15 protein-coding genes, 1 tRNA gene and 1 other RNA gene are annotated in these 16,930 nt (G+C 70.9%); 7 read left to right on the top strand and 10 right to left on the bottom strand.

What is annotated here, in order from left to right; translation table 11 throughout:
- The first annotated feature begins 144 nt into the window (after nucleotides 1-144).
- A complete protein-coding gene (locus AC3RJ7_RS05640; protein ID WP_491454830.1) occupies nucleotides 145-567 on the top strand; it encodes a DUF7882 family protein in 423 nt (140 codons plus the stop codon).
- 137 nt (nucleotides 568-704) lie between these two features.
- Here AC3RJ7_RS05640 and AC3RJ7_RS05635 read toward each other — a convergent pair.
- Nucleotides 705-780 (bottom strand) — tRNA-Lys (locus AC3RJ7_RS05635).
- A 118-nt stretch (nucleotides 781-898) separates the two neighbouring features.
- Here AC3RJ7_RS05635 and AC3RJ7_RS05630 point away from each other — a divergent pair.
- Both AC3RJ7_RS05630 and AC3RJ7_RS05625 read left to right on the top strand, forming a co-directional pair.
- A complete protein-coding gene (locus AC3RJ7_RS05630; RefSeq protein ID WP_491454829.1) occupies nucleotides 899-1,714 on the top strand; it encodes an inositol monophosphatase family protein in 816 nt (271 codons plus the stop codon).
- Nucleotides 1,715-1,719: 5 nt separating this feature from the next.
- Nucleotides 1,720-2,643: an LLM class F420-dependent oxidoreductase gene (locus tag AC3RJ7_RS05625; RefSeq protein ID WP_491454828.1), complete on the top strand. Its 924-nt coding sequence runs from the start codon at nucleotides 1,720-1,722 to the stop codon at nucleotides 2,641-2,643.
- A gap of 51 nt (nucleotides 2,644-2,694) precedes the next feature.
- Here AC3RJ7_RS05625 and AC3RJ7_RS05620 read toward each other — a convergent pair whose 3' ends face one another.
- The gene (locus AC3RJ7_RS05620) at nucleotides 2,695-3,624 is read right to left on the bottom strand and encodes a DMT family transporter (protein ID WP_491454827.1); all 930 of its coding nucleotides are present in this window, start codon (nucleotides 3,622-3,624) and stop codon (nucleotides 2,695-2,697) included.
- A gap of 82 nt (nucleotides 3,625-3,706) precedes the next feature.
- Between AC3RJ7_RS05620 and AC3RJ7_RS05615 the strand changes: the two genes are divergently transcribed.
- Nucleotides 3,707-4,621, top strand: a complete 915-nt coding sequence (locus tag AC3RJ7_RS05615) for a LysR family transcriptional regulator (RefSeq protein WP_491454826.1) — start codon at nucleotides 3,707-3,709, stop codon at nucleotides 4,619-4,621.
- An 18-nt stretch (nucleotides 4,622-4,639) separates the two neighbouring features.
- Here AC3RJ7_RS05615 and mgrA read toward each other — a convergent pair whose 3' ends face one another.
- Nucleotides 4,640-5,692, bottom strand: coding sequence for an L-glyceraldehyde 3-phosphate reductase (gene mgrA / locus AC3RJ7_RS05610; protein WP_491454825.1), 1,053 nt, complete (start codon nucleotides 5,690-5,692; stop codon nucleotides 4,640-4,642).
- A gap of 136 nt (nucleotides 5,693-5,828) precedes the next feature.
- On the opposite strand from mgrA, the gene AC3RJ7_RS05605 reads away from it, so the two are divergent.
- The gene (locus tag AC3RJ7_RS05605; RefSeq protein WP_491454824.1) at nucleotides 5,829-5,990 is read left to right on the top strand and encodes a hypothetical protein; all 162 of its coding nucleotides are present in this window, start codon (nucleotides 5,829-5,831) and stop codon (nucleotides 5,988-5,990) included.
- A 113-nt stretch (nucleotides 5,991-6,103) separates the two neighbouring features.
- Here the strand turns inward: AC3RJ7_RS05605 and ssrA are convergent.
- Nucleotides 6,104-6,472: a transfer-messenger RNA gene (ssrA, locus tag AC3RJ7_RS05600) on the bottom strand.
- A gap of 164 nt (nucleotides 6,473-6,636) precedes the next feature.
- Here ssrA and AC3RJ7_RS05595 point away from each other — a divergent pair.
- The gene (locus AC3RJ7_RS05595; RefSeq protein WP_491454823.1) at nucleotides 6,637-7,305 is read left to right on the top strand and encodes an SIMPL domain-containing protein; all 669 of its coding nucleotides are present in this window, start codon (nucleotides 6,637-6,639) and stop codon (nucleotides 7,303-7,305) included.
- 9 nt (nucleotides 7,306-7,314) lie between these two features.
- On the opposite strand, the gene AC3RJ7_RS05590 is transcribed toward AC3RJ7_RS05595, so the two are convergent.
- The 6 genes from AC3RJ7_RS05590 to AC3RJ7_RS05565 all read right to left on the bottom strand — a co-directional run bounded on the left by AC3RJ7_RS05590 (nucleotide 7,315) and on the right by AC3RJ7_RS05565 (nucleotide 12,985).
- Nucleotides 7,315-8,052: a tyrosine-protein phosphatase gene (locus tag AC3RJ7_RS05590; protein ID WP_491454822.1), complete on the bottom strand. Its 738-nt coding sequence runs from the start codon at nucleotides 8,050-8,052 to the stop codon at nucleotides 7,315-7,317.
- A gap of 51 nt (nucleotides 8,053-8,103) precedes the next feature.
- The gene (gene smpB, locus AC3RJ7_RS05585) at nucleotides 8,104-8,580 is read right to left on the bottom strand and encodes an SsrA-binding protein SmpB (protein ID WP_491454821.1); all 477 of its coding nucleotides are present in this window, start codon (nucleotides 8,578-8,580) and stop codon (nucleotides 8,104-8,106) included.
- A 78-nt stretch (nucleotides 8,581-8,658) separates the two neighbouring features.
- On the bottom strand, nucleotides 8,659-9,570 hold the full coding sequence (ftsX, locus tag AC3RJ7_RS05580; protein WP_491454820.1) for a permease-like cell division protein FtsX: 912 nt from the start codon (nucleotides 9,568-9,570) through the stop codon (nucleotides 8,659-8,661).
- Nucleotides 9,567-10,685 carry a cell division ATP-binding protein FtsE gene (ftsE, locus tag AC3RJ7_RS05575; RefSeq protein ID WP_491454819.1) on the bottom strand — a complete coding sequence of 373 codons (1,119 nt, stop codon included), beginning with the start codon at nucleotides 10,683-10,685 and terminating at the stop codon, nucleotides 9,567-9,569. Before ftsE ends, ftsX begins: the two co-directional genes overlap by 4 nt.
- 72 nt (nucleotides 10,686-10,757) lie before the next feature.
- Nucleotides 10,758-11,867 carry a peptide chain release factor 2 gene (gene prfB, locus AC3RJ7_RS05570; RefSeq protein WP_491454818.1) on the bottom strand — a complete coding sequence of 370 codons (1,110 nt, stop codon included), beginning with the start codon at nucleotides 11,865-11,867 and terminating at the stop codon, nucleotides 10,758-10,760.
- A 92-nt stretch (nucleotides 11,868-11,959) separates the two neighbouring features.
- The gene (locus tag AC3RJ7_RS05565; RefSeq protein WP_491454817.1) at nucleotides 11,960-12,985 is read right to left on the bottom strand and encodes a TrmB family transcriptional regulator; all 1,026 of its coding nucleotides are present in this window, start codon (nucleotides 12,983-12,985) and stop codon (nucleotides 11,960-11,962) included.
- 79 nt (nucleotides 12,986-13,064) lie between these two features.
- Here AC3RJ7_RS05565 and AC3RJ7_RS05560 point away from each other — a divergent pair, with 79 nt between their 5' ends.
- Nucleotides 13,065-16,922 (top strand): S8 family peptidase, encoded by a 3,858-nt coding sequence (locus AC3RJ7_RS05560; protein ID WP_491454816.1) that lies wholly within the window; start codon nucleotides 13,065-13,067, stop codon nucleotides 16,920-16,922.
- Nucleotides 16,923-16,930: the final 8 nt, after the last annotated feature.

Here is a 16,930-nt window from a genome sequence, read left to right as displayed (position 1 = left end):
GCGATGACGAACCTCGTGCACTCGGTTCGCCCTGCGCGTCGCCGCCCCTGCACCTTTCGCCGCGTTGCACAAGCCCCCGGCACGACATCGCACCGAACGTCCCTCGTTCAGGGCACACGGATGGAAGCGGCGTAGCGTCCAGAGATGGGAACTCTCTATTATGGCGATTCGCAGACCCCGATCGGGATCGAGGATCGCGCGCTGGCCCACCTGAAGGTGGCACTCATCACGAAACTGCGGCGCGGCGAGAGCTTCACCATGTCCTGGAAGCATCCCGATGATCAGCCACGCGGGCGCTCCACCATCTGGATGAACCCCGCCCTGCCCCTGAGATTCGTGTTCGACGTACCCGACCGCCCGGTGTTGAACTTCGACTGGATCAACGACCTCATGCGGTCCGCGAACTCGACCGGCGGCGTCGAGCTCGTCGCCGAGAACCTCGAGACGTCACCGATCCCGACGGAACCGAACCAGCCGACCACTGTCGGCGTCGACGTGCAACCGCTCGTGGGCAAGGCGGATCTCACGCACCGCTCGAAGCGGGCGAAGCAGGGCATGTCGACCTAGAAGACGGGCTCGAGCGGGCTGATCTCCCGCGATGCGCAGGGCGTGCGTCGCGATGACCTCCCGCGCGCGAGTGCACGTGGACCCGGCGTGAACGACGAAGGCCCGGAACCTCGCATCCGCGAAGTTCCGGGCCAACTTGGTGCACCCCCAGGGACTTGAACCCTGAACCCACTGATTAAGAGTCAGTTGCTCTGCCGATTGAGCTAGAGGTGCATTGATTCGGGGCTGTTTTTCAACAACCGAACCGAGCGTCAACGTTATCAGGTCGATCGCCGCTGCGCCAATCGAGCACGACACGGCGTGTTCACCGTCGCCCGATAGCCTGATCGACGTGACCGATGCCGCCGAAACCACCACTGCAGATCTCGCCGCCGACCTCGCGCTCGCCCTCGAACTCGCCGACCTCGCCGACGCCGTCGCGATCGCGAAGTTCCGCGCCGTCGACCTCGATGTGTCGACGAAGCCCGACCGCACGTTCGTGACCGAGGCCGACCTCGCCGTCGAGCGCATCATCCGCGAGCGGCTGGCCGAGGCGCGCCCGGCCGACGGCATCCTCGGCGAGGAGTTCGGCACCTCCGGCGACACGACGCGGCAGTGGATCGTCGACCCGATCGACGGCACCTCGAACTTCATGCGCGGCGTGCCCGTGTGGGGCGCGCTCATCTCGCTCGCGATCGACGGCGTACCGGTGGTCGGCGTCGCCTCCTCCCCCGCGATGGGTCGTCGCTGGTGGGCGTCGCGCGGTGCGGGGGCGTTCACCACGGATGCCCCGGGGCAGGCGCCGCGGCGCATCGCCGTGTCGGCCGTGGCCGACCTCGCCGACGCCTCGCTGAGCTTCCAGAGCATCGCGCAGTGGCGCGACGCGGGTTATCTCGACCGCCTGCTCGCGCTCGCCGAGCGGGTCTGGCGCGACCGCGCGTACGGCGACCTGTGGTCGTACATGCTGCTCGCCGAGGGCCTCATCGACGTGACGGGCGAGTTCGACGTGAAGCCCTACGACCTCGCGGCCCTCGTGCCGATCGTCGAGGAGGCGGGCGGGCGGTTCACGTCGATCACCGGCGAACCCGGACCGTGGCACGGCTCGGCGCTCGCGACGAACGGCCGACTGCACGACGTCGTGCTCGACGCCCTGCGCGAGCAGGCGTGACGGGCATGGAGTTCGTCGTCTTCACCGAACCCCAGCAGGGCGCGAGCTACGACGAGCAGCTCGCCCAGGCGCAGGCCGCCGAGCGCCTCGGCTTCGACGGCTGGTTCCGCTCCGACCACTTCCTGCGCATGGGCGACGGCGACCCGCTGCCGGGCCCGACCGACGCGTGGGTGACGCTCGCGGGACTCGCCCGCGAGACCGAGCGCATCCGGCTCGGCACGCTCGTGTCGTCGGCGACGTTCCGGCACCCGTCGCTCCTCGCGATCCAGGTCGCCCAGGTGGACGCGATGTCGGGCGGGCGGGTCGAGTTCGGCCTCGGCACCGGATGGTTCGCCGAGGAGCACACCGCGTACGGCATCCCGTTCCCGCCGAAGCGCTTCGACCTGTTCGAGGAGCAGCTCGAGGTGATCACCGGGCTCTGGTCGACGCCCGTCGGCTCGACGTTCGACTACGCGGGCGAGCACTACGAGCTCGGCGGCGCGCCCGCCCTGCCGAAGCCGGTGCAGAACCGGGTGCCGGTCGTCATCGGCGGCGCCGGCGCCAGGCGCACGCCCGAGCTCGCGGCGCGCTTCGCGACCGAGTTCAACCTCGGCTTCCGGTCGGAGGACGACATCGCCGCCGCCTTCGACCGCGTGCGGCGCGCGTGCGAGGCGATCGGCCGCGACCCCGCGACGATGCGACTCTCGGTCGCGCTGCCGACGGTCGTCGCGACGAACGACGCCGACTACCTGCGCCGGCTCGCGGCGATCGATGAGGACCCCGACGACTTCGCCGAGGTGAATATCGCGGGCACCCCCGCCGCGGCGATCGAGAAGATCGCGCGACTGCGCGAGCTCGGCGCCGATCGGGTCTACCTGCAGCTCGTCGACGTGCGCGACCTCGACCACCTCGAACTCATCGGCGCCGAGGTGCTCCCCGCCGTGCGCTGATCCGATCGCGGATGCCTCGTGGCCGGCGCCGGCCACGAGGCATCCGCTCGTTCACCGACGGGTCGGACGAGCGGGCCGCCGGCTCCACGCGACGCCGATGAGGCAGAGCGCCCCGCCGATCATGCCGAGGAGCGTCGGCAGCTCGCCGAGCAGCAGCCAGCCGAGCAGCACCACGATCGCGGGGACGGCGAGGGTGGCCGACGCGGTGACGCCCGCGGGGCTCCGCTTGAGCACGTAGGCCCACAGCAGGAACGCGACGGCCGACGGGAAGATGCCGAGATAGACCATCGCCCAGACCGCCGGTGCCGGTGCGGAGCCGACCTCGACGACCGTCTGCGGCAGGAAGGGCAGCAGGGCCGCGGCACCGATCGCACAGCCCACCCACGTCGCGCTCAGCGCGTCGGTGTCGCGCAGCGCGACCTTCTGCACGAGCACGCCGAGGGCGTACAGCAGGGCCGCGAGCAACCCGAGCACGATGCCGAGCGGGTCGGCGTGGTTGCCGACGCCGCCGGTCGCGATGAGCACGACGCCGGCGAAGGCGACGAGCATTCCGACGACGAGCGACCGCGGGAAGCCCTCCTTGAGGAACACCCCGGCCGCGACCGCGACGATGAGCGGCGCGATGTTCACGAGCATGGCCGCCGTACCGGCGTCGAGGTGGCGCTCGGCGAGGTTCAGCACGAGGGTGTACCCGGCGAACCAGAGCACCCCGTAGAGCGCCACGAGCGCGAGCGCGCGACCGCGCGGAAACGGCGGGCGCCGCACGAGGGCGACGACGACGAGGGCCGCGGTTCCGACGAGCTGTCGGCCGAGGGCGAGCGGGCCCGGCGAGATCTCGTCGCCGACGAAGCGGATGGCGATGAACGCCGAGGCCCAGAGGACGAGCACGACGAGCATCGCCGCGAGCACCTTCCAGCGGGCGCCGGGGCTCGACGGGGTCGAGACGGGCGGTGGGGCGAGGATCGGTGCGGCGTTCGGCATGCCTCCAGCCTCGGCGATCGCATCGCCTGAGCACAAGCGAACGATCCTTGGCATTGATTAAGCCCGACTGTACGATTGATCCATGGTCGACCCGCACCGCCTCCAGGTCTTCCGCACGGTCGTGCAGACCGGCTCCATCAATCGCGCCGCCGAACGTCTCGGCTACACGGCCTCTGCCGTGAGCCAGCACGTGAGCGCGCTGCAGCGCGAGACCGGGCTCACGCTCGTCGAGCGGCACGGTCGGGGCATCGTGCCGACGTCCGCCGGCGTCGCCGTCGCCGATCGTGCGGCTCGCGTACTCGATCACCTCGCCGACTTCGACGGCGCGGTCGACGACCTCCGCGCCGGCCGCAGCGGCACCCTGCGCATCGGCAGCTTCATGTCGGCGAATCGCGCCTGGATGCCGCCGGTCATCGCCGACCTCGTGCGCCGGCACCCCGACCTGCGGCTCGAGCTCTCCATGGTCGAGCGGCGCGGGCAGCACGCCGCCGATCCCGACCTCGAGCTCTACGTCGCCGAATCGGTGCGCGGCGACCGCGATCCCGCGGTCGCCGAGGGCTCCTCCGACGGGTACGACCTCGAAGAGCTGAAGTCCGAGGGCTACGTCGTGGTCCTGCCGACCGACCACCCGCTCGCGACCCGCACCTCGGTCGGCCTCATCGAGCTCGAGCACGAGCCGTGGATCGACAACGACGACGAGCGCGGCCCGTGCCGCGAGATCGTGGTCGCCGCCTGCGCCGCCGTGGGGTTCGCCCCGCAGTTCCGGCTCCGCGCGCCCGACTACGCGAGCGCGTTCGACTACGTCGAGCACGGCGTCGGCATCACCGTGCTGCCCCGGCTCGGCGCGATCGACCTACCCGCCGGGGTGGTGATGCGCCCGATCACCGACGACGCGGCACGACGCCGCATCATGCTGCGGGTCAAGCGCTCGATGCGCACGCACCCGGCCGTGCGGCGTGCCGCGGAGATGCTCCGGGGGGCGGCGCGGGAGGCGTGAGCCCGCCGCGCGCCGCGCTCAGGGACGCAGCTCGGGCAGCGGACCGCCACCGCGGGCGTCGGCCCAGAGGTCGATGCCGGCGTCGCCGGCGAACCGGTCGATCTCGGCGAGCTCGTCGGGCGTGAAGTCGAGCCGATCGACGGCGGCCGCATTCTCTTCGAGCTGGCGCACGCTCGAGGCGCCGACGACGAGACTCGTCACCCGCTCGTCTCGGAGCGCCCAGGCGAGCGCGAGCTGCGCCAGCGACTGGCCCCGGCTGCGCGCCACCGCGTCGAGGCCGCGGATGCGCTCGAGGGTCTCGTCGGAGAGCATCGAGCGGTCGAGCGAGCCGTCGGAGGCCGCACGGGAGCCCTCGGGGATGCCGCCGAGGTACTTGCCGGTGAGCAGCCCCTGCGCGAGCGCCGTGAAACCGATGACCCCGAACCCGTCGTCGACGGCCGCCTCGAGCAGCCCGTCGGTCTCGATCCAGCGGTTGAGCATCGAATACGAGGGCTGGTGGATCGTGAGCGGCGTGCCGCGCTCCGCGAGCAAGCGCGCCATCTCGCGGCTCTGCTCGGCCGAATACGACGAGATGCCGACGTAGAGCGCCTTGCCCTGCCGCACGACGTGGTCGAGCGCCGCGGCCGTCTCCTCCAGCGGGGTGCCCGGGTCGGGACGGTGGTGGTAGAAGATGTCGACGTAGCCGAGCCCGAGGTCGGCCAGCGAGCGGTCGAGGCTCGCGACGAGGTACTTGCGGCTGCCCCCGACGCCGTGCGGGCCGGGCCACATGTCCCACCCGGCCTTCGTCGAGACGACGATCTCGTCGCGATACGGCGCGAGGTCGCTCGCGAGGATGCGGCCGAAGTTCGCCTCGGCGGCACCGTAGGGCGGGCCGTAGTTGTTCGCGAGGTCGAAGTGGGTGATGCCGAGGTCGAAGGCCCGGCGCACGATCGCCCGCTGCGACTCGAGCGGCCGATCGTCGCCGAAGTTCTGCCAGAGCCCGAGCGAGAGCAACGGCAGCTGCAGGCCGGATCGGCCGGTGCGGCGGTGGGGCATTCGTTCGTAGCGGGCGGCATCGGCGATGTACGGCATGAGGCCAATGCTAACGAGCCGCGACGACAGCACCTCCGGGCGGTGAGGCGAAGGACGTTCGTATTCCGCCGGCGGAATCCGCTCGGCCATGGACACGATGGACAATCGGCACAGAGAAGTTCACCGACACGGCCATATGGCAACCGGCCCGGCGACTGACAGGATCTTCAACCATCGCGACGCATCCCCCACGCGCGCAGCCCCGACGAAGGATCCGACGATGGACGAGCACCAGCCCCAGAACTGGTACTGCCCCGAGCCCGACTGCGACTACTGCGGGGGCGCGTTCACCGACTGAGCCCGCACGTCATCCGTACCCGACCCGTACCACCCCCGACGCAGAACGCCCGGCCGCTCCGAGAGGAGGGGCCGGGCGTTCAACGGTTTCCGCAGCGTGCGACAACGGCCTGGTGGTGGAGATGGGGGGAATTGAACCCCCGTCCATCGCTGAGATTCCACGTCTTCTCCGGGCGCAGCCTGTGAGGGCGTTCTGCTCGGCCCCGACTCTTGCCACAGGCACCTGAGTCGACGGGCCCAGCCTGAAGAAGTCCCGCACGTCGCTCAGGCGACGACGCGCAGCAAGTTCCCTAGATGACGTCAGTGACCGGGGCGGGAACGAACCCGGACTGACGGACTATCGAGCTCGCTTAGGCAGCGAGGGCGAAGTCGGACTGCTTCTTATTGGCAGTTATTTGTTCGCAGGGAGCGTTCACGAGATAACCCTGCATCCTCGGCCCGCTTCTCGTGGGCACACAGGCGATGTCGAAACCGATCATCCCCATGTGACGTCGAACGAGTTCGACGGACCGTTGTCGCACGCTGTGGAGTTTCCAAGAGTCGCGACCCTCAACCGAGAAGTTATGGGTGCGCGGCCTTACAGTCTAGAACAGGCGCCGCCGCTCCGCCATTCCCGTCCCTCGAGCGGATGCCTCGTGAGGAGCTCCATGGCCACCGTCATCGCCGTTCGCGGCACTGCAGAAGAACGGATCGACCCCGAACTCGCCGCGGTCACGCTGACGGTCGGCGTGTCCGAGCCCGAGCGCGACAGCGCGCTCGCCCGCACCGCGCAGGCGCGCGAACGCGTTATCGCCGAGGTGCGCGAGCTCGAGGCGGCCGGCGCGCTCGACACCTGGGCGGCGGGCCAACTGCGCGTGTGGTCGCATCGCCCGTGGAACAACGAGGGCCGGCAGCTGCCGCTCGTGCACCAGACGAGCTCCGAGATCGAGATCGTCTTCAGCGACCTCGACCGCCTCGGCGAGTGGGTGAGCCGCGTCTCCGACGGCGAGGCGGTCGATCTCAACGGCATCGACTGGAGGCTGACCGAGCCGACGCGCCGACGGGTGCAGGAGCTCGCGCAGCGCGCAGCGGTCGCGGACGCCGTGGCGAAGGCACGGGTCTACGCCGCCGCGCTCGGGCTCGGCGCGCCGACGCCGGTCGAACTCGCCGACACCGGCCTGCTCACGGCGCAGCCCGTGCCGCCGGCGCCGCGCGCCATGAAGGCGGCGATGACGATGTACGACAGCGCGGGCGGAGCTTCGGGCACGGAGTTCGCGCCCGCCGTGCTCGTCGTCGAGGCCGCCGTCGAGGCGCGCTTCCACGCCGATCCGGCCTGACGCGGGGAGTCAGTCGGCGACGATGAGCAGGCGCTCGAGGGCGGCGAGGGCGCCGAGTTCGAGCCCCGAGGCGAGCAGGTACTCGCGAACCGAGCCGTGCGCGCGTTCGACGGTGTCGAGCACGCCCTCGAGCGCCTCACGAGGGCTGCCGCCCATGAGCGTGCGCAACTCGGGGGTGTCGGGCACGCCGTACTTCGCGATGACGGCGACCATGCCCTCGAGCCACTCGCCCGCGAGGTTCGCCTCGGTGCGGGCGTAGTCGTCGACGACGGCCTCGCGGTCGACGCCGACGGCCAGGAGCGCGAGCGCCACGACGATACCCGTGCGGTCCTTGCCCGCCGTGCAGTGCACGATCACCGAGCGCTCGCCCGCGCTCGCGATCTCGCGGAGCGCCGAGACGACGACGCCCGCGTGCTGGGTGACGATGCGGTCGTACAGCGCCTCGAGCGAGATGCCCCCCTTGCCCTGCGAGGCGCCCGACCCCTCGAAGACCGGCAGCCGCAGCACCTCGACCTCGAGCCCGTCGAGGTCGTCGGGCATGGCCCGCGCCTCGTTGTCGTCGCGCAGGTCGATCACGATGCCGACGCCGAGGTCGCGCAGTTCGGCCTTGCCGGCTTCGCCGAGCCGGAACAGCCCGTCGGAGCGGTAGAGCACGCCGTCGCGCACGGTGCCCGTGCGTGCGGGCAGCCCGCCGACATCTCGGAAGTTGTACGTACCCGGAACGGGGATGCGCATCGACGTCTTCATCGCGACGAGCCTACCCCCGGGCTCCCGAGAGGGCACTCAGGGAAGGCCGGGCTACTCCCCCAGGTGACGGCGGCTCGCCATCGCCCGGTCGGCTTCGCGCTTGTCCTGCCGCTCGCGCAGCGCCTGCCGCTTGTCGTACTCGCGCTTGCCTCGGGCGATGGCGAGCTCGACCTTCGCACGGCCGTCGCTGAAGTAGATCGAGAGCGGGATGAGCGTGTAGCCCCCGTCCTTGATGCGGTGGCTGATCTTCACGATCTCCTGCTTGTGCAGCAGCAGCTTGCGCTTGCGACGGGGTGCGTGGTTGTTCCACGTGCCCTCGGTGTACTCGGGGATGTGCACCGCGTCGAGCCACATCTCGCCGCCGTCGATGAAGGCGTAGCCGTCGACGAGCGACGCCCGCCCCTCGCGCAGCGACTTCACCTCGGTGCCCTGCAGCACGAGGCCGGCCTCGTAGGTGTCCTCGATGAGGTACTCGTGCCGCGCCTTGCGGTTGGTCGCGACGACCTTCTGTCCGCGTTCCCTGGGCACGGTGATCTCCTTGCGAATCGAGCTGACGCTGATGGATGCCTCCGGCCGATGCCGGGCGAGCCGTTCAGTCTAGCGGACTCAGACGCGCAGGTACCGCCGGATGGCGATGCCCGCCGAGACCGCGGCGAGCAGCACGCCGACGATCACGAGCAGCGGCATGACGAGCAGCGCGTCCCCGGCGTCGACGAAGGTGAGCGAGAGGTTCTTCGAGAGGTATCCCTGGACGAAGAACACCACGATCGCCACCACGGCGCCGCCCGCGAGCAATGAGCCGACGAGCCCGGCGAACACGCCCTCGAGCACGAAGGGCGTCTGGATGAACCGGTTCGAGGCGCCGACGAGCCGCATGATGCCGAGCTCGCGCCGTCTCGAGAACGCGGACAGCCTGATCGTCGTGGCGATCAGCAGCGCGGCCGCGACGAGCATGATCGCCGCGATCACGATCGCCGTGTAGCTCGCCGCGTTGAGCGCGTCGAAGATCGGGTCGAGGTAGCGCCGCTGGTCGACGACCTGCTCGACGCCCGGCATGCCCGCGAGGCTCTCCACGATGACGTCGGACTGCGACGGGTCGATGAGGTTCACCCAGAACGCCTCGGGCAGCACGTCGGGGGTCACGTAGTCGGCCGACGGGGTGCCCTCGAACTGCTTCTGGAAGTTCTCGTACGCCTGCTCGTGGTCTTCGAAGTAGAACTCGTCGATGAACGGCGCCAGGGTGTCGGACCGCAGCTGCGCCTCGACGGCCGCCTTCTGCTCCTCGGTCGGCTCGCCGTCGACGCAGCCGGCCGCGGTCGACATCGCGGTGCAGAGGTAGACCGCCACCTGCGCCCGGTCGTACCAGAACCCCTTCATCTGGGCGATCTGCAGCTGCATGAGTGCCGCAGTGCCGACGAAGGTCAGCGAGATGAACGTGACGAGCACCACCGAGATGACCATGGTGATGTTGCGGCGAAGCCCGTTCGCCGCCTCGCGAAGGACGAGACCGGCCCTCATTTCGTCGGCCCCACTTCCTGGTCGCTGTCGCCTTCCCGCGGGCCTCCCGGGGCCCTGAGTCCCAGCCGTTCGGCGAGGGTCAACGGGGCGGATGCCTCGGCCCCGGGCTTCTCCTTCGGCACGAGCTTCTCGGGGTCGACCTCGATCGCGCCGGTCGCGGCCTTCGTGATCTCGGCTGCGGCCTCGGTCACCTCGTCGGTCGCCTCGGGCTCGACGTAGAGCGGCTCCGCGTCGCGCATGACCTCGGCGGTGACCTTGGGCGCGGCGGCCGCGGTCGCCGCCATCGTCGCGGCGGGCGCCGCAGGCGCGGCGGGCGCGGCCTGCTGGGCCGGCTCGGGCGGAACCGCGGCGGCGACGCGCTCGGCGTCGGTCGCGACATCCGCAGCGGGTTCGCCGCCCTGCTCGGGGACGTACTCGACGTCGCGGACCGTCTGCCCGTCGTAGCCGGCGCTGCGCTCGTCGCGCACGATGTCACCCGCGGAGAGCTCGATGACGCGGCGACGCATCTGGTCGACGATGCCGGCCTCGTGCGTGGCCATGACGACGGTCGTGCCGCCGGCGTTGATGCGCTCGAGGAGGGTCATGATGCCCGCGCTCGTCACGGGGTCGAGGTTGCCGGTGGGCTCGTCGGCGAGCAGGATCTGCGGCTTGTTGACGATGGCTCGGGCGATCGCGACGCGCTGCTGCTCACCGCCCGAGAGCTCGTGCGGCATGCGCTTGGCCTTGCCGTCGAGCCCGACGAGCTTCAGCGTCTCGGGAACGGCCGACTGGATGAAGCCGCGCGACTTGCCGATGACCCGGAGGGTGAACGCGACGTTCTCGAAGACCGACTTGTTGGGCAGCAGCCGGAAGTCCTGGAACACGACGCCGAGGTCGCGCCGGAAGTACGGCACCTTGCGGGTGGAGATCTTGCCCAGGTCCTGACCCAGCACGTGGATCTTGCCCTTCGTCGGCTTCTCCTCCTTCAGGATCAGCCGGAGGAAGCTCGACTTGCCCGAACCCGAGGCGCCCACGAGGAACACGAACTCGCCTCGCAGGATCTCGACCCCGATGTCGTTCAGGGCGGGCCTGGATTGGCCGGGGTAGGACTTGGTGACGGAGTCGAAGCGGATCATCGTGTTCGAGCCTAGGCAGGGTCGGCGTGATTCACGAGAGCGACGCGCACGCAGCGCGTCCCGGAATGCGAATCAGTCGTCGCTCTTGCGCTTGCGCCACTTGATGCCCGCGGCGATGAGCCCGTCGAGGTCGCCGTCGAAGACGATCGCCGGGTTGCCGACCTCGTAGCCGGTGCGCAGGTCTTTCACGAGCTGCTGGCCGTAGAGGAAGTACGAGCGCATCTGGTCGCCCCAGCTCGCCGTGATCGTGCCGGCGAGCTCCTTCTTCTGGGCCGCTTCCTCCTCTTTCTTGAGGAGCAGGAGGCGGGTCTGCAGCACGCGCATGGCCGCGGCGCGGTTCTGGATCTGCGACTTCTCGTTCTGCATCGAGACGACGATGCCGGTCGGGATGTGCGTGATGCGCACCGCCGAGTCGGTCGTGTTGACCGACTGGCCGCCCGGGCCCGACGAGCGGAACACGTCGACGCGGATGTCGTTCTCGGGGACGTCGACCTCGGTCGCCTCCTCCATGACCGGGATGACCTCGACCGCGGCGAAGCTCGTCTGGCGCTTGTCGGCGCCGCCGAAGGGGCTGATGCGCGCGAGACGGTGCGTGCCCGCCTCGACCGAGAGCGTGCCGTAGGCGTACGGGGAGTCGATCTCGAACGTGGCCGACTTGATGCCCGCACCCTCGGCGTACGAGGTGTCGAGCACCTTCACCGGATAGTCGTGGCGCTCGGCCCAGCGCAGGTACATGCGCATGAGCATCTCGGCGAAGTCGGTCGCGTCGTCGCCGCCCGCGCCCGAGCGGATCGTGACGACCGCCCCGCGCTCGTCGTACTCGCCGTCGAGGAGGGTCTGCACCTCGAGGTCGCCGATCGTCTTCTGGAGGGCCGCGACCTCGTTGCGGGCCTCGGCCGCCGAGTCCTCGTCCTCCATCTCGTTGGCGAGGTCGATGAGCACCTCGAGGTCGTCGAGCCGCTGCCCGACCTCGGTGATGCGCTTGAGCTCGGCCTGACGGTGGCTGAGCGCGCTCGTCACCTTCTGGGCGTTCGCGGTGTCGTCCCACAGGTCGGGGGCGCCCGCCTGCTCGGAGAGCTCGGCGATCTGCGCCTCGAGCGCGTCGACGTCGATCACGGTACGGATGTCGCCGAAGGTGGCGCGGAGCGCGGCGATCTCCTGCGAGAGGTCAAGTTCCAACATGGCGCCCTCCAGCCTAGTCGGCTGCGGGGTGGATGCCTCGCGCGGGGCCGTCCCGTCGATCGGCGGCGCGCGGCCGAGACATCCCGCGTCGGTCAGACCCAGGACCGGCGCACGGCCTCGGCCCCCAGCTGCATGCGGCTCGTGACCCCCGCCGTCTCCATGAGCTCGGCGATCCGTCGCTGCAACGTGCGCAGTGAGATGCCGAGCTGCGACGCGGCGCCCGCGTCGGTCACGCCGAGCAGCAGCAACCGGATGAGGTCGCGGTCGATGTCGTCGGCCGTCGGCTGCGCGGCCACCGGCAGGAACGCGGTCGCCGTGCGCCAGTACTCCTCGAAGATCGCGATGAGGAGGTCGAGCAGGCCGCTCGGATGGATGAGCAACGCACCGGATCCGCGATCCTCGCCCTGCGAGCGCATCGGCACGAGCGCCATCTGGTCGTCGGCGACGAACATCCGCGTCGGCAGCGACGGCAGCACCCGGATCTCCTCGCCGATCTCCGTCATCGCGCGAGCCGCCGCGAGCCAGCCCGGCCGCTCGAGCACGCCGCTCTCCACGATGACGCGGTAGCGCACGCCCCGCTCGAGCGCACGGTCCTCCTCGATGTTCTCCTCGTTGCCCAGCACGGCGACGTCGTGCAGCACGAGCACCCGCACCTGCTCGGTCGACGCCGCCTGCAGCTGGGCGACGCGCTGGCGCACGGCGTCGTCGCCGATCACGACGTCGACGACGTCGGCGACGCTGCGCTGGTCGGCCGAGCTCCGATAGAGCTCACCGAGCTCGGCGAGCGCCTCGTGCGCCCGGGTGAGCCCGCGTTCGCGTTCGAGCAACAGCGGTCGCAGCGAGATCGCCGGCGGCGACGCGACGAACCGGTCGCGATTCGACCCCTGACGAGCGAGCAGGCCGAGGCCCTCGAGGTCGGCCGCGATCGAGCGCACGCGGGGCACCGACATGCTGAGCACGGAGCCGATCTCGGCGGTCGATGCGGCCGGCTGCTGCAGCACGCACCGGTAGACCGCGGTGTGCTCCTCGTCGAGCCCGAGTGCCTCGAGCACGGTGACCTCCTCGTCTCGCGCGAACGCTGCGGGCCGTCGCCCCGCGACGTGGCGGATGGTGGCCATGGCGGGACTCCGCCACCACTTTAGGCGAGCGGGCGGCGAAGGTGGGGATACCGATTTCCCTACACCGAGAGGCTCGCGCATGTCACGACCCCAGCCCTTCGGTCGCCGCCTGCTTCCGATCGCCGCCGCCACGAGCGGCCTCGCGATCGGCATCGCAGGCGTCGGCCTCGCATCGCTGCCGGCGGCCGCCGATCCTGCAGCCGGCGTTCCCCACGCCGCCGCGGCCGCCGGCGGCTCCAGCACCGTCACGCTGATCACCGGCGATCGCGTCACGGTGACCGACCTCTCCGACGGCACGCACACCGTCTCCGTCGACACCGCCGTCGACGGCGCCGGCGTGCAGACCTACGAGGCGGCCGGCGACCTGCACGTCGTGCCGCAGGCCGCGATGCCGTACCTCGCGTCGGGAGCGCTCGACGGCGACCTGTTCAACGTGACGAAGCTCATCGAGTTCGGCTACGACGACGCCTCGGTCGACGCCACCCCGATCATCGTCGAGCAGTCGGCCCCCACCGCGCGCGCCTTCGCCGCTCCGGTGCCGGGCCTCGAGGTGCAGGCGCAGCTCGAGAGCGTCGGCGGGGCCGCGGCCACGCTCGGCCACGCCGACGCGGCGTCGGCCTGGCAGGCGCTCACCGCGGCGTCCGGCCCGTCGGCCCGCAGCAGGTCCGCCGCGCCGTCGCTCGCCGACGGCATCGAGGCCATCCACCTCGACGGCAAGGTGCAGGCGACCCTCGACTCGAGCGTGCCGTACATCCACGCGCCCGAGGCATGGGCCGACGGCCTCACCGGCGAGGGCGTCACCGTGGCCGTGCTCGACACGGGCTACGACGACACCCACCCCGACCTCGCGGGCCGCGTCCTGCCCGAGTCGAAGAGCTTCGTGCCCGACTCGGATGTCGCGACCGACGCGCACGGGCACGGCACCCACGTCGCCTCGACGATCGCCGGCACCGGCGCCGCGAGCGACGGCGCCCACCGCGGCGTCGCCGACGGCGCAGACCTCCTCGTCGGCAAGGTGCTCGGCGACGACGGGTACGGCCAGGACTCGTGGATCATCGAGGCCATGGAGTGGGCCGGCGAGAACGCCCCCATCGTTTCGATGAGCCTCGGCTCGATGGAGGCCTCCGACGGCACGGACCTCATGGCCGAGTCGCTCAACACGATCGCGGAGGAGACCGGCGCGCTCTTCGTCGTCGCCGCCGGCAACGCCGGGGCCCCCGAGACCATCGGTGCCCCCGGCTCCGCCGCCGAGGCGTTCACCGTGGGCTCCGTCGTCGACCCGACCGGCGAGCTCTCGTACTTCACGAGCCAGGGCCCGCTGACCCGCTCGGGCACCATGAAGCCCGACGTGTCGGGCCCGGGCAGCGACGTCACCGCGGCGCGCTCGGCCGACAGCGGGGGCGAGGGCTCGTACATCACGATGAGCGGCACGTCGATGGCGACGCCGCACGTCGCGGGCGCCGCCGCCATCCTGCTCGGCGCGCACCCCGACTACACGACCGCCCAGTTGAAGGCGGCACTCGCGAGCACCGCCGCCGACCTCGGGCACACCCCGTACCAGGGCGGCTCGGGCCTCATCGACGTGAAGGCCGCGCTCGACGCGCCGGTCATCGCGTCGGGCTCGGGCGACTTCGGCATGCTGGCGTGGGGCGAGGAGCCGACTCCCGTGACGCGCACCGTCGAGTACACGAACCGCACCGACGCCGAGGTGACGGTCGCGCTGTCGGCCGGGCTGAACGACACCACCCCCGGTGACGGGGGCGGCGACCCCGGGCCGCTGTCGGCCGGCATCGCCTACGACGCGCTCACGATCGACGCCGACTCGCTCACGATCCCGGCGGGCGAGACCCGCTCGGTGTCGATGACGGTCGACCCGGCCAAGGTGCCCGCCGGCGCGCAGCTCTCGGGCGCGCTCGTCGCCTCGGTCGACGGCACTCCCGTCGCGCGCACCGCCCTCGGCACCATCGCCGAGGCCGAGCGCTACGACCTCACGATCACGGCGACCGACTTCGAGGGCGAGCCGACGGCGACCTACGCCTACCTGTGGAACCCCGCGACACAGTTCGCCGAGCCCGTGTGGGTCGACGGCGAGACGACGCTGCGTCTCCTGAAGGGCGACTACACGCTCATGACCTTCATGGAGCTGCAGCGCACGCCCGACACGCTCGCGAGCGTCATGGTCGGCGAGCCGACGATCCACCTCGACGAGGACACCGCCGTCGCGCTCGATGCCCGCACCACGAAGCAGGTCACCCTCGACGTCGGCGAAGACGGCCTCGACCCGGTGTTCCGTCGCATGGACATGAAGGTCGACGACTTCCTCGCGAGCGCGATGATGCCGATCTGGACCGACGAGATGTGGGCGCAGCCGATGACCGTCGACGACGCCGACTTCGACTTCACGACCCGCGGGCGCCTGCAGAAGCCGTTCCTCGCGGTGACCGCCGGCAAGCAGCAGCTCGACGTGATCGTGCCCGGCGGGTCCGCCCTGATCGACGGCTCGATCAAGGCCACGGCGGTCGACGCCGGCACCGGCACCCCCGACGAGCTCGCAGCCGCGGGCGCGGCCGGCAAGGTCGCCGTCGTGACGCGTACTCCCGACCGCTCGGCCTCGCAGCAGGCCGCCGACGCGGTCGCCGCGGGCGTGAAGCTGCTCATCCTCGCGAACGACGCCGACGCCGAGTTCAACGCCTGGGTCGGCTCCGAGACCGATTTCTCGGAGCTCACGATCCCCGTCGCGGCGATCAGCGGCGTCGAGGGGCGCGAACTGGTCGCGCAGCTCGCGAAGAAGAAGGTCACGGTCTCCGCGATCGGCACGCACTACTCCGACGTCGTGTACGACATCGCCGAGCACGGCGACGGCGAGATCCCGTCGGACCTCGCGTACACCCACTCGAAGAAGGACCTCGCCCGCATCGACACCCGCTTCCACGGGCAGCAGGAGGGGCTCGGCGAGTTCCGGTACGACTTCGTGCCGGGCGCCCAGTACGGCAGCGGCTTCCCGATGATCGCCCAGCGCGGCATGGACCGCACCGAATGGGTCAACACCGAGGGACTGCGCTGGAACCAGTGGGTCGCCGTCATGTCGGTGATGTGGGAGATCCGCGACATCCAGCACACGTACGAGCCCGGCGAGCGCACCTCGGCCGAGTACTTCGGCGGCATCGTGCGCCCGTACGTCGCCACCGGGTTCTGGGTGCCCTACCGCGTCTCGGACTACGCGCAGGTCAACGTTCCCAGCTGGGCCGACGGCGGCAGCGCCGACCACACCGGCACGTTCGAGACGTGGATCGAGCCGTCGACCGTGAAGCAGACGACCGACATCTACCTCGACGGCGAGCTCATCAAGCAGGCCGAGCACCAGGGTGCGAACGTCTTCGAGCTGCCCGACGGCGAGCAGCAGTGGCGCGTGGTCAGCACCGCGACCCACGACGGCAGCCACCTCGCGGGCTCGACGAAGACGGTGAGCGACTGGACCTTCACGTCGGAGGGCAAGCTCGGTGACTGGACCAACCGGCTGCTGCCGATGATCCAGGCGTACTACGACCTCGATGTCGACGTGTCGAACCTGGCCGGCGCGGACCGCCGCAAGGGCACCGGCATCGCGCTCGGCCTCGAGCTCGGCCACGTCGCGGGCACCGCGCCCGCCGGCGCCATCACCGAGGCGAAGCTCGAGGCCCGCACCGCCGGCGGCGACTGGGTCGAGGTGGCGCTGAAGCCCGCGAAGACCGACGCCCCCACGGGCGCGGTCGAGGGCGACGGCGACGTCTTCGTCAAGAGCCGCGCCTGGGTGAGCGGCTACGCGACGAAGATCCCGGTGTCCGACAAGGGCGGCTGGGTCGACCTGCGGGTGACGGCGAAGGATGCCGCGGGCAACACCTTCTCGCAGGAGATCGACCGCGCGTTCGAGGCGGCGCCCGCGAAGGGCGTGCGCTGAGCTCACTC

The sequence above is a fragment of the Agromyces solani genome (genome assembly GCF_058349925.1).
Note: the sequence above shows the minus strand (reverse complement) of the source record. Positions and strands in the feature narration are given on the sequence as shown.

What these genes read in the sequence shown, in the direction of transcription:
- AC3RJ7_RS05560 (WP_491454816.1), top strand. Translation starts at nt 13,065, where the DNA reads ATGTCACGACCCCAGCCCTTCGGTCGCCGCCTGCTTCCGATCGCCGCC.
- AC3RJ7_RS05590 (WP_491454822.1), bottom strand. Translation starts at nt 8,052, where the DNA reads ATGAAGACGTCGATGCGCATCCCCGTTCCGGGTACGTACAACTTCCGA.
- prfB (WP_491454818.1), bottom strand. Translation starts at nt 11,867, where the DNA reads ATGTTGGAACTTGACCTCTCGCAGGAGATCGCCGCGCTCCGCGCCACC.
- AC3RJ7_RS05565 (WP_491454817.1), bottom strand. Translation starts at nt 12,985, where the DNA reads ATGGCCACCATCCGCCACGTCGCGGGGCGACGGCCCGCAGCGTTCGCG.
- AC3RJ7_RS05615 (WP_491454826.1), top strand. Translation starts at nt 3,707, where the DNA reads ATGGTCGACCCGCACCGCCTCCAGGTCTTCCGCACGGTCGTGCAGACC.
- mgrA (WP_491454825.1), bottom strand. Translation starts at nt 5,692, where the DNA reads ATGCCGTACATCGCCGATGCCGCCCGCTACGAACGAATGCCCCACCGC.
- AC3RJ7_RS05605 (WP_491454824.1), top strand. Translation starts at nt 5,829, where the DNA reads ATGGCAACCGGCCCGGCGACTGACAGGATCTTCAACCATCGCGACGCA.
- AC3RJ7_RS05625 (WP_491454828.1), top strand. Translation starts at nt 1,720, where the DNA reads ATGGAGTTCGTCGTCTTCACCGAACCCCAGCAGGGCGCGAGCTACGAC.
- ftsX (WP_491454820.1), bottom strand. Translation starts at nt 9,570, where the DNA reads ATGAGGGCCGGTCTCGTCCTTCGCGAGGCGGCGAACGGGCTTCGCCGC.
- AC3RJ7_RS05620 (WP_491454827.1), bottom strand. Translation starts at nt 3,624, where the DNA reads ATGCCGAACGCCGCACCGATCCTCGCCCCACCGCCCGTCTCGACCCCG.
- AC3RJ7_RS05595 (WP_491454823.1), top strand. Translation starts at nt 6,637, where the DNA reads ATGGCCACCGTCATCGCCGTTCGCGGCACTGCAGAAGAACGGATCGAC.
- ftsE (WP_491454819.1), bottom strand. Translation starts at nt 10,685, where the DNA reads ATGATCCGCTTCGACTCCGTCACCAAGTCCTACCCCGGCCAATCCAGG.
- AC3RJ7_RS05640 (WP_491454830.1), top strand. Translation starts at nt 145, where the DNA reads ATGGGAACTCTCTATTATGGCGATTCGCAGACCCCGATCGGGATCGAG.